This is a genomic window from Streptomyces sp. CC208A, assembly GCF_030010625.1.
GTDB lineage: Bacteria > Actinomycetota > Actinomycetes > Streptomycetales > Streptomycetaceae > Streptomyces.
The window spans coordinates 1-13,911 of sequence record NZ_JASCXN010000023.1 but is presented as its reverse complement, the minus strand read 5'-3'; the positions used below and the strand labels follow the sequence as shown (position 1 = coordinate 13,911).

General features: G+C 73.0%; 11 protein-coding genes and 1 pseudogene. 4 read left to right on the top strand and 8 right to left on the bottom strand.

Annotation, left to right across the window (positions count from 1 at the left end; genetic code table 11):
• Window positions 1-531 precede the first annotated feature (531 nt).
• The 4 genes from QK442_RS23310 to QK442_RS23295 all read right to left on the bottom strand — a co-directional run bounded on the left by QK442_RS23310 (window position 532) and on the right by QK442_RS23295 (window position 4,400).
• Window positions 532-1,242, bottom strand: a complete 711-nt coding sequence (locus QK442_RS23310; RefSeq protein ID WP_282695988.1) for a Crp/Fnr family transcriptional regulator — start codon at window positions 1,240-1,242, stop codon at window positions 532-534.
• Window positions 1,243-1,385: 143 nt separating this feature from the next.
• Window positions 1,386-1,871: a hypothetical protein gene (locus tag QK442_RS23305; RefSeq protein ID WP_282695987.1), complete on the bottom strand. Its 486-nt coding sequence runs from the start codon at window positions 1,869-1,871 to the stop codon at window positions 1,386-1,388.
• A gap of 113 nt (window positions 1,872-1,984) precedes the next feature.
• Window positions 1,985-2,818, bottom strand: coding sequence for a methyltransferase domain-containing protein (locus tag QK442_RS23300; protein ID WP_282695986.1), 834 nt, complete (start codon window positions 2,816-2,818; stop codon window positions 1,985-1,987).
• Window positions 2,808-4,400 carry a radical SAM protein gene (locus QK442_RS23295; protein ID WP_282695985.1) on the bottom strand — a complete coding sequence of 531 codons (1,593 nt, stop codon included), beginning with the start codon at window positions 4,398-4,400 and terminating at the stop codon, window positions 2,808-2,810. The genes QK442_RS23300 and QK442_RS23295 overlap by 11 nt, the downstream gene beginning before the upstream one ends.
• Window positions 4,401-4,651: 251 nt before the next feature.
• Between QK442_RS23295 and QK442_RS23290 the strand changes: the two genes are divergently transcribed.
• Window positions 4,652-6,025, top strand: a complete 1,374-nt coding sequence (locus tag QK442_RS23290; protein ID WP_282695984.1) for an NAD(P)/FAD-dependent oxidoreductase — start codon at window positions 4,652-4,654, stop codon at window positions 6,023-6,025.
• 20 nt (window positions 6,026-6,045) lie between these two features.
• Here QK442_RS23290 and QK442_RS23285 read toward each other — a convergent pair whose 3' ends face one another.
• Window positions 6,046-6,618, bottom strand: coding sequence for an SRPBCC family protein (locus QK442_RS23285; RefSeq protein WP_282695983.1), 573 nt, complete (start codon window positions 6,616-6,618; stop codon window positions 6,046-6,048).
• A gap of 132 nt (window positions 6,619-6,750) precedes the next feature.
• Here QK442_RS23285 and QK442_RS36400 point away from each other — a divergent pair.
• Window positions 6,751-7,176: pseudogene (locus tag QK442_RS36400) on the top strand (hypothetical protein); the annotation flags it as partial.
• A gap of 267 nt (window positions 7,177-7,443) precedes the next feature.
• Here the strand turns inward: QK442_RS36400 and QK442_RS23275 are convergent.
• Together QK442_RS23275 and QK442_RS23270 are read right to left on the bottom strand one after the other, a co-directional pair.
• Window positions 7,444-7,764 carry a DUF427 domain-containing protein gene (locus QK442_RS23275; RefSeq protein WP_282695982.1) on the bottom strand — a complete coding sequence of 107 codons (321 nt, stop codon included), beginning with the start codon at window positions 7,762-7,764 and terminating at the stop codon, window positions 7,444-7,446.
• A 115-nt stretch (window positions 7,765-7,879) separates the two neighbouring features.
• Window positions 7,880-8,290 (bottom strand): MerR family transcriptional regulator, encoded by a 411-nt coding sequence (locus QK442_RS23270; RefSeq protein ID WP_282695981.1) that lies wholly within the window; start codon window positions 8,288-8,290, stop codon window positions 7,880-7,882.
• A 423-nt stretch (window positions 8,291-8,713) separates the two neighbouring features.
• Here QK442_RS23270 and QK442_RS23265 point away from each other — a divergent pair, with 423 nt between their 5' ends.
• Window positions 8,714-10,225 (top strand): SulP family inorganic anion transporter, encoded by a 1,512-nt coding sequence (locus tag QK442_RS23265; protein ID WP_282695980.1) that lies wholly within the window; start codon window positions 8,714-8,716, stop codon window positions 10,223-10,225.
• Window positions 10,226-10,404: 179 nt separating this feature from the next.
• Window positions 10,405-12,537: a tetratricopeptide repeat protein gene (locus QK442_RS23260; RefSeq protein WP_282695979.1), complete on the top strand. Its 2,133-nt coding sequence runs from the start codon at window positions 10,405-10,407 to the stop codon at window positions 12,535-12,537.
• A 1-nt stretch (window position 12,538) separates the two neighbouring features.
• Here the strand turns inward: QK442_RS23260 and QK442_RS23255 are convergent.
• On the bottom strand, window positions 12,539-13,911 hold a 1,373-nt coding region (locus QK442_RS23255; protein WP_282695978.1), incomplete at its 5' end, for a hypothetical protein.

The window sequence follows — 13,911 nt, the reverse complement described above, 5'->3', positions numbered from 1 at the left end:
GGGCGATACCTTGACGCATATCTGACGCACGTGACGCATGGGCGGCGCGGTTTCCGACGGATCGTCACGCATGATTGGCGACCTCCGTGCGGAGCCTCCGGCTGTATGGCGGTGGGCACCCTGAAGGGGCGGGAGCCCGGCTGCCGAGCTGTTGGCCGCCCCGCTCCATCCGCTTCTCGGCAGTGACGTTCCGTGACACCAGGTGGGGTGACCGGGCTACCGTAAATACTCCTCTTTGCGACCGCGCCCACGATGGCCGTCGTGGGTATGGCGCGGGGGACAGCCTTCGCCAGTACGACGAGCACATGAGTGGAGCGACGCAGGGAAGCGGTCTGTTGTTCGAAGGGCCGATCGCCTTCGAGGATCCGGTATCTCTGGCCGCGCTGCGAGCCTCAGGATCGTTCCATCCGCCGCAGAGCTTCGGTACGTGACCGGTGAAGACCTCTGGAAGGCCGCTGAGGCGGCACTGGTGACCGCGCGACGCTTCAGGGCGCGCCCCTTGGTGAGCGGCAGGCTCTGAGCGGAGAAACGTTACCCGGCCTCGTCGCGCAGCCGGTCGGGGGCGAGGACGGTGATGCGGCCGCGGGCCTGGCGGAGGAGGCCGCGGTCGGCGAACTCGTGGAGGACCTTGGTGGCGGTCTCGCGGGAGGTTCCGGCCAGGGCCGCGAGCTGTTCGTGGGTCAGGGCGATCTGCGGATGGCGGGCACCGGGGCGCAGGGGGCCGGCCGGGCGCTGGGCGGCGGTGAGAGTGAGCAGGGTGGTCGCGATCCTCTGGGCGACGTTCTTGAACACGCTGTCGGAAAGCCGCTGTTCGAGGTCGGCGAGGCGGCGGCCGAGGATCTCGGTGATGCGGGCGGAGATGCGGGCGTCGGACAGCAGGAAGCGGTGGACGTCGGCGCGGCTCATGACGCAGACGGTGACGTCGTCGAGGGCCTCGGCGTAGTTGTCGTACATGCGCTGCCCGAGCAGCACCATCTCGCCGAAGATGGTGCCGGGAGCGATGATCGCGCAGGTCAGGGCGCGGCCCTCGGCGGAGACCCGGAAGACGCGGACCCGGCCCTTCTTGAGGATGAACAGCACCTCGGAGGACTGGGCGGGGGAGTAGAGCAGTTCACCGGCGCCGTAGGTCTTCATGGGGGCCGCGGCGGCGATGGCGTCCATCTCCGCCCCGCTCAGGTCGCGGAAGATGTCGATCTCCGAGATGCACCAGGTCTTCTCGGCGTCGTCACCGGTGGGGTTCATGTGCGGGTGTCCCTCGCGTCGTCCCGGCGCCCAGGGCGGGGGCGCGGCTCCCCACGGCGGGCCGGCCAGCGTGTGCGCGCCGCCCGCCAGACAGTAGCGGTCCGGGGCGCCGGGAGGAGAGTCCGACGCCGCCGGCGGGGAGGTCACGGCGTGGTCCGTCCGGCGCGCCCGCCCGCCGCCCGGGCGATGCCGGCGAAGGCGATCCCGGTCAGGAGACCGAAGACGAGGTGACCGCCGAGGCTGGAGGCGGTGACGTCGTTCCACTCGAAGACGGGCATGCCCATGTTGGCCGGCATGATCCACAGTGCGCCGAGGGTCCACCACACCGCCCCGTAGAAGAGGCCGAGGGCGGCGGCCGGGGCGATGCGCCCGGCGAGGTGGCCGAAGACGACACCGAAGCCGATGCCCGCCGTCAGGGAGATCGCGAGGTGGACCAGCCAGCCCACGAGGGCGTCGGTCGAGCCGAGCAGCCCGGCCACCATCGTGATCATCGCGGTGTCCATGACCGGCCGGGACACCGACATCCAGATGCCGAACCCGACACCGCCGACCAGTCCGGCGGCGGCACCCCAGAGGGCGTGGACGGGGATCGCCGCGATCCTGGGGGACACCTGTGCAGCCATGGTCATGGTGATCATCCTGTTCGCTGGGTGTGTTTCGGTGGGTGTGTTCTCGTGCGGGTGTGTTCTCGTGCTTCACGAGTGACGCTAGGGCGGAGCGGGACGCGGGTATGTGACCGTGCTTACCTACGGGCCGGTAGATCCCGCGCCGGGGTCCGGCCGGTCGCCGGGGCGTCCCGTACGGCGACCAGCAGGGCGTATCCGAGGACGCCGTCCGTCACGGCGGTCCGGGCCGCCCGCAGGACGGCGGGGGCGGCGTCCGGGTCGAGGCCGGTGGCGGCGAGCCTCGTCGGCGCGGTCATCCGCAGCAGGTTCAGGCGCGCCTCGATCTGGTCGATCATGCGGAGCATGGCGCCGTCGTGGCGCTCGGTGCGCTCGGTGCGCAGTCCGGCGGCGGCCAGGATCTCGGCGTACCGCCGGAGCGGTCTGGCGTCGGCGACGCAGGCGATCCGGGCGCCGAGGCCGGTGAGCCCGGGCGGTAGACGGTCGGCGTCGGCGGTGACGTCGGTGAGGCCGAGCCGGCCCCCGGGCCTCAGGACGCGGGCGAACTCCGACGCGGCCCGGGACTTGTCGGGGAAGGTACACAGGGCGCACTCGCACACCACCGCGTCGAAGACGCCGTCCGGGTACGGGAGGCGCTCGGCGTCGCCGGTGGTGAAACGGGCCCGGTCGGCGAGCCCCGCCGCCTGGGCGGCACCCTGGGCGAGGGCGGTGTTCGCCGGAGCGTAGTCCACGCCGTCGACCTCGCAGCCGTAGGCGTCGGCGAGGAGCAGGGCGGTGGTGCCGCGCCCGGAGGCGACGTCGAGAACCCGTGCCCCGGGGGCGAGGCCGAGGCCGTCGGCGAGCCGCCGGGTCAGGGCGGTGCCGCCGGGGTGGTACGCGTCGCCGAGCAGCAGGGCGACGGCGTCGGAGGAGTACGCGGCGGCGCAGCAGGACTTCACCTGGTCACTGTCCATCGCGGGCCTCCTTCGGGGTCTTGGACCCGTACGGGGTCTCGGTCAGCCGCCCGGCGAGCGGCAGGGCGTCGGGGACGACCGGGGCGACGGGGACGCCGGACAGCTGGGCGCGCACCTGCTCGCGGTAGCCGACGGAGTTGTACGCGCAGAAGGGGATGAGGCGGCCGTCGGGGGTGATCTCCTCGACGCAGCACTTCATCAGCTGCTTGACGTTGAGGGTGTACGGGTCCTGGAAGTCCTGGACGACGATCATGAACGCCTTGTCGTTCAGGTCCTTCACCGCCGAGGGAAGGTCGATGCCGCACGAGTCCGTACAGTCCAGGGCCTCGGCCGTGGCCCGGAGCTTCTCCTCGGTGGTCTCCGTGCCCATGAACGCGGAGGCGGACCACAGCTTCTCCAGGGCCTCGCGGATCCCGGCGTCGGGCAGGACGCGGTTGGTGACGTAGTCGAGGTGGTCCTCGACGTTCAGGAGCCGGGGGATGGGCACGACGGTGCGGTCGCCCGGTTCGCCGTCGACGAGGAGGTAGGTGACGGAGCGGCAGGTCGGGAAGCAGCACGGCACGGGGAAGAAGTCGCCCTTCCGGAACCAGTCGGGCCGCTGCTCGGTGATGAGCCGGACGACGTCGGGGTTGGTGAGCCGTTCCAGCGGGTCGAAGGCGAGGTGCCGGCCGGAGTGGGTGACCGGCTGGAAGGCGACCGACCGTACGGCGGGGTGATCGATCCCGTACTCGATGATCGCCCCGAGCTCGTGCTCGTTCAGGCCCCGTTCGACGGCGGCGACGAGGGTGACGGTCAGCCCGTGCGCGGCGCAGTTGTCGAGGGCCCGCTGCTTGAACGTACGCAGGTCCCGGCCGCGGATCTCCAGATGGGTGCGCTCGTCGAAGCCGTCGAACTGGAGGTAGACGGTCACCGACCTGCCGGGCACCCGGTTGCGTCTGCCGAGTTCGGCGACGAAGTTCTTGTCGGTGGCGAGCCGGATGCCGTTGGTGTTGAGGGTGACGTTCCTGATCGGGCGGGCCTGGGCGAGGTCGATGAAGTCGAGGATGTGCTTGTGGACGGTCGGCTCGCCGCCGGAGAACATCACCACCTCCGCCTCCCCCTCCGAGGCGACGAAGGCGTCGAGCATCCGTTCGCACTGCTGGTGGGTGAGGGAATAGCCGTCCGGCTGATGACCGGAGTCGGCGAAGCAGATCGGGCAGTCCAGGTTGCAGCCGGTGGTGACCTCGATGATGCCCAGGCAGGCGTGCTGCTTGTGCTCGGGGCACAGCCCGCAGTCGAGCGGGCAGCCGTCCTTCACCTCGGTCTGGAAAGCCAGGGGGATCGTGCCGGGCTTGTTGAACCGCGCCGAGGACAGGTACTCCTCGGCGTCCCCGTACACCAGGGCCTCGAACTCGCCGTGCTCGCGGCAGCGTTTCCGCAGATAGACCTTGTCCTCGCGGATGTTGACCTGTGCGTCGACCGGCGTCTTGCACAGCGGGCAGATGGACTTGGTGAACTCCACGAACACCTCGTCGCGATCGGTCTTGGCCTGGGACGGGGCTTTTTGGGGCGGGGCTTCCTGGGACGGGGCTTCCTGGGTCACGCGGAGCTCCTTCGTGAGGCGTCTCTCTTCGCAGGCGCGATGACTTGAACGTAGGCCGCGGGGCGGGCCGGGAACTGTAAGCGCGCTCACCGACTCTTCTTCTCCGTCACCGACACCATCGGAGAGAGCGAGAGATGTCCGCTCGCCGGGTGACGCCGGATGACGCCGGCGACGTGGCGGCGCCGGCGCCCCCGCCGCCTCGGATACGCATGACTCACGATCTCCGGGCACGTCTGATCAGGGAGGCCCTCATGGCGCGGGAACGCGAAGTCGACGTCGTGGTGATCGGCATGGGGGTGGGCGGTGAGCACGCCGCCGAGCGGCTGGCAGAGGAAGGGCTCGACGTCGTCGGCGTGGAGGCGGAGCTGGTCGGCGGGGAGTGCCCGTACTGGGCGTGTATCCCCAGCAAGATGATGATCCGCGCCGGGAACCTCCTGGCGGAGGCCCGGCGGGTGCCCGGCATGGCCGGCGAGACCCGGGTCCACGCGGATTTCGCGCCGGTCGCCGCCCGGATCAGGGACGAGGCCACCGACGACTGGGACGACCGGGTGGCCGTCGACCGTTTCGTCCGCAAGGGCGGGCACTTCGTGCGCGGCCGGGCCCGGCTGGACGGCCCCGGACGCGTGGAGGCCGAGGGCCAGGTGTTCACCGTCCGGCGTGGAGTGGTGCTGGCCACCGGCAGCCGCCCGCAGGTCCCGCCGGTGCCGGGCCTGGCGGACGTGCCGTACTGGACCAACCGGCAGGCCGTCTCCGCCAAGGAGCCGCCGGAGTCCCTGCTCGTGCTCGGCGGCGGCGCCATCGGCGCCGAACTGGCGCAGGCGTTCGCCCGGTTCGGTACCGCCGTGACCGTGGTGGAGGCGAGGGAGCGGCTGCTGCCCGCGGACGAGCCCGAAGCCGGCGAGCTGCTGGGGGAGGTGCTGCTGGAGGAGGGCCTCACCGTACGCACGGGAGCGCGGGTCACCGGCGTCCGCCACGCGGACGACACCTTCCGGCTGACCCTCGACGGCGGGGAGGAGGTCACCGGGCGGCGCCTGCTCGTGGCCACGGGTCGCCGCCCCCGGCTGGACGGACTCGGACTCGAGACCGTCGGCCTCGACCCCGCCGCCCGCGCCCTGGAGGTGGACGGGCGGCTACGGGCCGCGCAGGGCGTGTGGGGCGTCGGCGACATCACCGGACGGGGCCTGTTCACCCACATGGCCATGTACCAGGCCGAGATCGCCGTACGTGACGTCCTCGGCAGGCCGGGACCGGACGCCGACTACCGGGCCCTCCCGCGCGTGACCTTCACCGACCCCGAAGTCGGCTCCGTCGGCCTGACCGAACACGCCGCCCGAGAACAGGGCCTGCGCGTACGGACCGGTACCGCGCGGGTGCCGTCCTCGACACGCGGCTGGATCCACAAGGCAGGCAACCACGGCCTGATCAAGCTCGTCGAGGACACCGACCGCGGCGTCCTCGTCGGAGCCACCTCCGCCGGCCCGACCGGCGGCGAAGTCCTCTACGGCCTGGCCGTCGCCGTTCACGCAGAGGTCCCCGTCACCCGGCTCCGCCACATGATCCACGCCTACCCCACCTTCCACCGCGCGGTCGAGGACGCCCTCGCCGACCTGCACCAGAACACCTGACGGTGCGGTCCGGGCCCCGGTCAGAGCGCCTTCGCGCGCCGCTCCGCCTCCTCGCGGATCGCGGCCAGGGACGTGGCGACGGTCGCCTCCCAGCGGGGGGTGACCAGGTCGCCCCACCACTGGCCGGCTCGCCACAGGTCCGTGGCGAGGGTGCCCTCGTACACCAGGCGGGTGCCCGGGGGCTGCTCGGTCAGGACGAACGACTCGGTGACGGCGGGCACCGGGCCGCGTACCAGGCGGAAGTCGATCCGGTCCGGGCGGGTGAACCGCACCGTCTCCACCGTCGTCGTGGTCAGCCGCCCGCCCGCGACCGGTGTGCGGTGGGCGGCGAGGACCAGGTCGGAGCCGCGTTCGAGGACCTGGACCTTCTCTCGCATCGCCCGCGTGGCCCTGCCCAGGTACGGCTGGGCGATGACGTCGAACACCACCTCGCGTGGCGCGGCGATCCCGATCGTCCGCGGCCCCAGGGGCCGGGAGCGCCGGCCGACGCCCAGGTCCAGGGGCAGTGCCCCGGTCACCAGGCCCAGATATCCGGCCGCGGCCCCCGTGCCCGCCACCGCGGCCGTCGCCAGAGCACCGATCCGCAATCTCATCGCCCCGACCTTTCCATTCCGCTCGCCTCTTTCCTTTTCATAGCGCTTTCCACCTGTTTCTCTCCCGTCCTGCCTTTAGCCTGAGGATCATCAGGACGTGGAGGGCGGAGGAGCGTGCGGTCCGTGGCCGAGATGATCGCCGGGACGACTGCCGAGACGACCGACAGCCGTGCCGCGACGAACGCGCTGCTCGGTGAGGTACGCGACGGGCGCCTCGCCCCGGCGGCCCTCGTGCGTTTCCTCGGACGGGCCGCCCGCCGGTCCGTGTTCCAGGCCGCCCGCCGTCCGCGGGCCCTGGCCGAGCTCACCGTCCTGCACGCCGCCCTGTACGTGCCGGCCGCCGGCAGACGGCCCGGAGGGCGCTGGGTGGCGACCAGCTGGGCCATGTGCGTCCTGCACCTGGGGCTGCTGGAAGGCCGCGGCCGCCTGGCCGCCGCGGACGCCATGACGCTGCTGCGGGCCAACCTGCCGGCCCTGCCCGGGGGAGCCGGACGCGTCTCCGGCGTGCTGGCGGTCGGTCTCGACCTCGCCGACGGACGCCTGGCCCGCCGCCGGGGCACGGTCTCCCCGTTCGGGGAGTACGCCGACAGTCCCCCAGACTCCGTCTGGGAGGTGCCCCCATCGCCGACGCCGCCTACTGGCTGTGGCTCACCCTGCGCCACGAGCCCGACCGCGCCGTCCGGGCGGCCGCGGTCGCGGCCTGGGCGTTTCCCGTGGTCGCCGTCACCGGCCTCGCGCTGCGCCGTGGCGCCATGCCCGAACGGCCGCGCCCCGTCCTGCTGCGGCCGGCCGCCGCCCTCCAGGTCGTCGTGGCCCTCCGGCACCTCACCCGCCACCGCCGGCCCCCTCGTCCGGCTCCGGCGTGCCCTCCACCCGTACGCCCCGCCAGAACGCCACATGGTTCTTGATCTTCCGGGCCAGCGGGCTCGGCCTGGGGTAGTACCAGGCGGCGTTCGGGTTCGTCAGCCCGTCGACGTCGAGCGTGTAGTAGCGGGCCACGCCCTTCCAGAGGCACAGCGACCTGGCCCTGCTCGGCCTGACGTACCGCCGGTCGAGCGACTCGGGCGGGAAGTAGTGGTTGCCCTCGACGAGCACCGTGCGCGGCGCCTCCGCGATGACCTTGCCGTTCCACACCGCACGCAGCATGGCCTTGCTCCTCACCGTGGGCGGGGCGGTGTGCCCCGGACGCGTTCCACGCTAGGCGGGGCCGTCCGGCCCCTTCAGTGAGCGCGCTCACCGTCCGGGCTCCCGGGCAGGCCGCCTACGCGACCCCGGCGCCCCGGTTGCGCTCCACCCGCTTGTGCAGCGTCCGCGCGAACTCCTCGGCCCGCGCCAGCTGCACGCGCAGCTTCGCCACCTGCTCGGCGGCGTCCTGCTCGTACCCGCGGACCCGCTTCAGCAGGAGCTCCCGCTCGTCCGCGGAGAGCTCGTCCCCGTCGAGGCGGTCGGTGGCGTCGAGCAGGTCGCGCATCTGCTCCAGGGTGAAGCCGAGGGGCTTCATGCGGCGGATGACCATGAGCCGCTCGACGTCCCGCTCGGTGTAGAGGCGGAAGCCGCCCTGGGAGCGGGCGGAGGGGACGACCAGACCGGCCTCCTCGTAGTGCCGGATCGTCCGCAGGGACAGCTCGGTCCGTGTGGCGACCTCGCCGATCTGCATGTGCTTGCCGTCCACGCCCGCGGTCCTCTGGCCTCTCGTCCCTGGGGCGGGCCCCGGACGGGCACCACCCTTCCCTACTCTAACGTTAGGGTAGAGTTGCCGGTGGCGAGGGCCGCGTACCGCTGCCCCGCCGTTGCCGTGCCGGGGCCGACGACGCCCCCGGCGCAGGCGAATCCCGATCCCCGCAGACCCCGCCCCGCAGGAGAGAAGCGTGCGCGAGCCCATGACGCCCGGCGCCGCCGCCTGCCCGCCGTGACCGTGCGCCTCCGGATCTGAGCCCGGCGGCGGACGCCGCACGGCTGCTCGGTCCCTCCTCGGTCCTCCGGCTCCGTGCCCGCTCACCGGGCCGCCCGCGGGGTGCCGGCCCGGCCCCCGCTTCCTTCCGCACGCCCTGCCCGCCGTACGAGGGCGTGCCCGAGCACGACAGGTTCCGCCCTCTTGTCCTCCGCTGCCACCGCCCCGTCCCCGGCCGCGCGCCTGCGCCGCCTGAAGCCCGGCTGGATCTCCGACCCGAAGGTCTGGCGCACCGAGATCCTCGCCGGTCTCGTCGTCGCCCTGGCGCTGATCCCGGAGGCGATCTCGTTCTCGATCATCGCCGGCGTCGACCCTGCGCTCGGCCTGTTCGCCTCCTTCACGATGGCCGTCGTCATCTCCATCGTCGGCGGCCGGCGGGCGATGATCTCTGCCGCGACCGGCGCCGTCGCCCTGGTCATCGCGCCGCTGAACCGCGAGCACGGCCTGGGCTATCTGATCGCCGCCGTCATCCTCGCCGGTATCTTCCAGGTCGCGCTCGGCGCGCTGGGGGTGGCGAAGCTGATGCGGTTCATCCCTCGCTCGGTGATGGTCGGCTTCGTCAACTCCCTCGCCATCCTGATCTTCATGGCGCAGGTCCCCGAGATGACCGACGTGCCCTGGCCGGTGTATCCGCTGATCGCCGCCGGCCTTGCGCTCATGGTGTTCTTCCCGAAGATCACCACCGTGATCCCGGCACCGCTGGTCTCCATCGTCATCCTGACCGTGATCACCGTGGGCGCGGCCATCGCGGTGCCGACCGTGGGCGACAAGGGCGAGCTGCCCTCGTCCTTGCCCGTGCCGGGCCTGCCGGACGTGCCGTTCACGCTCGACACGCTGACGACGATCGCCCCGTACGCGTTCGCGATGGCGCTGGTCGGTCTGATGGAGTCGCTGATGACCGCGAAGCTGGTCGACGACATCACCGACACCCACTCGAACAAGACCCGCGAGTCGGTCGGCCAGGGCATCGCCAACATCGTCACCGGCTTCTTCGGCGGCATGGGCGGCTGCGCCATGATCGGCCAGACGATGATCAACGTGAAGGTCTCCGGCGCCCGCACCCGCCTGTCCACCTTCCTCGCCGGCGCGTTCCTGATGGTGCTGTGCATCGTCTTCGGCCCGGTCGTCTCCGACATCCCCATGGCCGCCCTCGTCGCCGTCATGATCATGGTGTCCTTCGCCACCTTCGACTGGCACTCCGTCGCCCCGAAGACCCTCCGGCGGATGCCGGCCGGCGAGATCGCCGTCATGGTCATCACGGTCGTGGCCGTCGTGGCCACCCACAACCTCGCCATCGGCGTCGTCGTCGGCTCGGTCACCGCCATGGTCGTCTTCGCCAAGCGCGTCGCCCACTTCGCCGACGTCACCGCCGTCACCGACCCCGACGGCACCACCGTCGTCTACCGGGTCACCGGCGAGCTGTTCTTCGCCTCCTCCAACGACCTCGTCGGCCGGTTCGACTACGCCGGCGACCCGGAGAAGGTCGTCATCGACCTCACCGCCGCCCACATCTGGGACGCCTCCTCCGTCGCCGCCCTCGACGCCATCGAGACCAAGTACGGGCAGCGCGGCAAGACCGTCGAGATCATCGGCCTCAACGACCCGAGCGCCGACCTCCACGGCAGGCTCAGCGGAGAGCTCGCCGCCGGGCACTGAGGTGACCTGACAGACGTCCGCACCTCCGCACGCCTCCCCTTTCGGCTCCGATTCCCCCAGGCGCCACATATTTCGCGCCAGGCAGGGGAGTTACCCGATCGGGAACGTTTCCGGGATCCGGAGGCGCGGCGCTACAGTCCGGCGGGAACGGGGCCGACGGACCAGGGGGAGGGGCCGAGGTGTTGGAGGTCGTGGCGCTCAGCGCGCTGACCACGTTCCTGCTGGGAGTGGGGAACGGAGTCGCCGGGGAGATCGGGAAGAACCTGACCCTGTCGGCGGGCGCCCTGGTGAGACGGACCCTCGGCCGGGAGACGCCGCTGCCGGCCGGCGCGGAGGAGCGCCGGGAACTGGCGGGGCGGGTGCACGCCCGGCTGGGCCGTGATCCGCGGCGGGCCGGCGAATGGGCGCTGATGCTGGAGGGCGTCCCGGACGAGACCGTCGAACCGTCCCAGGGGGCGATGCCCCCGGCGCCGTGGGCGTTCACGAACCAGGCGAAGGCCCTCAAGGAGCTGTTGCGGGAGGCCGACCGGCCCTGGGAGGGCCGGCCCCGGGTCGCGCTCCTTTCGGGGCCCGCGGGCAGCGGCTCCACCTCGGTGGCGCTCCGACTGGGGGCGGAGGCGCGCGACCGGTTCCCCGACGGGCGGTACTACGTCGACCTGCGGGACACCTCCGGGGAGACCGGGCCGGAACCGGCGGGCGTCCTGCTGCGGCTGCTGCGCGAGATGGACGTGGACCCCGACCGGATACCGGCCACCGAGGCGGGCCGCGAGCGGCTCTACCGGAAGCTCACCGCCGGGCGGAGGGCGCTCGTGGTGATCGACCACACGACCTCGCTGGCACAGGTCCGCGGCCTCGTCCCGTCGACGCCCGACGTCCTCCTTGTGGTGGTCGTCTCCGGGCCGCCGCTGCTCCTGGAGGCCGAGCGCGTCGCCGTACCGCCGCTGAGCGACCGGCACGCGAAGCAGCTCGTCCGGAAGGTGGCCGGACCGGAGCACGCCACACGGGTCAAGGCGCGGCTGCCGGGTGTGCTCGACCGCTGCCGGGGCAACGCGTTCGCGCTCCACGCGGAGGCACGGCTGCTGGCCAGGGACGAGCCCGAGCCCGAGGCCGGGACCGGGGCGTGGCGGGACCACCCCGTACGCACCGCCGCCCACCTCGCCTCCCTCCGGCTCGGCCCGGAGGCGGTAAGGCTCTGCCGGCTCACCGCACTCGGCGGCTGGCCGTCCGTCAGCGCCGCCCTCGCCGCCGCAGCCGCCGACGTCCACGAGGCGACGGCCGCCCGGCTGCTCGACGAGGCGGTGGACGTCGGACTCCTGGAACCCCTTCCCGACCTGCGGTACCGCTTCCGGCCCGAGATCCGGAGGCAGCTGGCCGAGACCGCCACCGCCGAGTACGGCCTTGGAGCATGCGCGGCCGCCGTGGACCGGGTGCTCGAAGCGCTGCTCGGGCAGGTGCTGCCCGCCTCCCGCGCGGCCCTGCCGGAGAGCTGGCGGACCGAGCTGCCGGAGGAGTACCGGGACAGGGCCGGTGAGGTCACCGACGGCATCGCGGTCCTGGCGGCCGAGGTGGCCAACGTGGCCCGTGCGGTCGTCGTGGCCGAGGAGCACCGGCGGACCGGCACCGCCCTGTGGCTGGCCCGCGCCCTGTGGCCGCTCCAGCTGAAGGCCGGCTACTGGGACGAGGTCCTTCCGGCGCTCCGGTCCGCGGCGCGGTGCGCCGAGGAGAGCCGCGCGGACGAGCGGACGGCGGCGGCGCTCCACTTCCAACTGGCCCACTGCCTGGGGGAGATGGGCCGGTGGGAGCAGGCCGGCCGGGCGGCCCGGGCGGCCGTCACGTACGAGCGGGCCGCCGGCCATCCGCGGGGCGAGGCGTCCGCCGTGGAACTGCTGGGCCTGCTGAGCCTGAACCGCTGGTCGTACGAGGAGGCGTACGAGAGGTTCACCGAGGCGGAGTCCGTCTACCGGAGGATCGAGACCGGCCAGGAAGGCGCGGCCGACCTGCCGAGGGCCTTGGCGCTGATCGAGCGCCACCAGGGACGGGCCCTGCGCGGCATGGGCAGACTGGACGAGGCCCGCCGGTGCCTGGAGAACGCCGTGGACTTCTTCGCGGGGCGTACGGGAGCGCCGCCGGAGGCGTACAACCAGGCCCGCGCCCTCACGGACCTGGCGGAGGCCCTGCACGACGGCGGCGACGACACGGCGGCACTGGCCAGGATCGCCGAGGCCGAGACGCTGCTGCCCGCCTCCGCCGCCCCGCACCGCGCCTACCTCGCCGGTCTGCGACGGCGGTGCGAGGCGGCCTCCGCGCGGTAGTTCAGCCGATCGTCTCCACGCGGAACGGATGCGCACCGGCAGCCGTGTGCATCCGGAGCACGACCCCCTGCGCGGGGACCGTGCCGCCGTACGCCAGCCAGGCGTGCAGGGCCGAGGCGTACGCGGCCGGGTCCGCGTCCGCGCCGGCGCCGGTGTCGGAGGACAGAAGGAAGGTGCCGGGCCGCCCCCGGCCGCGTACGACACAGGTGTGCGGGCCCGTCACGTACACCGCCGTCGAGCAGTGCGGGTGCAGGCGCAGCACCTCGTCGGTCCACGCGCCGGGGCCGCCGAGACGGGGATCGTCCGCCCGCCCGTCGCGCGTGATCACGTCGGCCACGTCGAGGTCGTCGGGGTGCCGCGTCTCCTCGTGCACGGCGAGGTGCGCGTCGCCGGCGGCACCGGCGGGATGCCCGGCGGACCGCTCGACCGCGATGTCCGTCCCCTCCACCCGGGTCCGTACGTGCAGCGGGGCCGTCACCTTCCCCGGGCTGTACGGAGGGAGCGGGAGGGGCTCCAGGGAGGCGGGACCGGGCGGCTCGGGAAGGTCCATCAGGGCGTAGAAGTGCCGGCGGAGGAGTTCGGCCGAGCGGCCGGGCTCCGAGGTGACGAGGGCGGCGGGGGCGGGGTCCGGACGGTGGGCGCTGATTCCCCGTCGCACTTGCGGGAGCAGCGGGGCGTACGGGTCGAGCCGGGGCGCGTGCCGGACGAACTCCGCGAGCGGTGCCTCCGTGTCGAGTACGCCCGTCCCGTCGGCGGCCAGCAGCACGGGCGTGCCCAGGGCGGCGGCGTAGTAGGACACCGCGCCGAAGTCCCCGAGGACGAGGTCGGCGGCGAGCAGGGCCTGCCGCCAGGCGTGGACGGGGTCGATCAGCGTCAGACCGTCGCGTTGGGCGCGGTCCAGCCAGGCCCGGATCTGGCCGGGGCCGTGCCCGTACCAGATGTTCGGATGGAGGACGGCGGCCAACCGGTAGTCGTCGGTGGGAAGTTCGGCGGCGAGGCGGGGGAGGAGGCCGGGCAGGACGTCCTGCCCGCCGCCGCTGCCGAAGAACCCCTCAGGGTTCCACGTCGAGTTCAGGACGACGAGCCGCTGACCGCGGCGGACCCCCAACGCACGCCGGAACCTGTCCCGGTACGGACGCGCCGCGAGCATGCGGTCGAAGCAGGGGTCCCCGGCGAGCACGGCCGAGGGAACCGCCTCCGCGCAGACCCGCGCCAGACGCTCCAGCTGCTCGGGGTGGGAGAGGACGAGCCCGTCGACGAAGGGCCGCCCGCCGGACAGGAGCCACTCGGGTGAAAGCCCGAACGTCGGCGCTTCCGGCTTCCGGCTTCCGGCTTCCGGCTTCCGGCTTCCGGCTTCCGGCTTCCGGCTTCCGG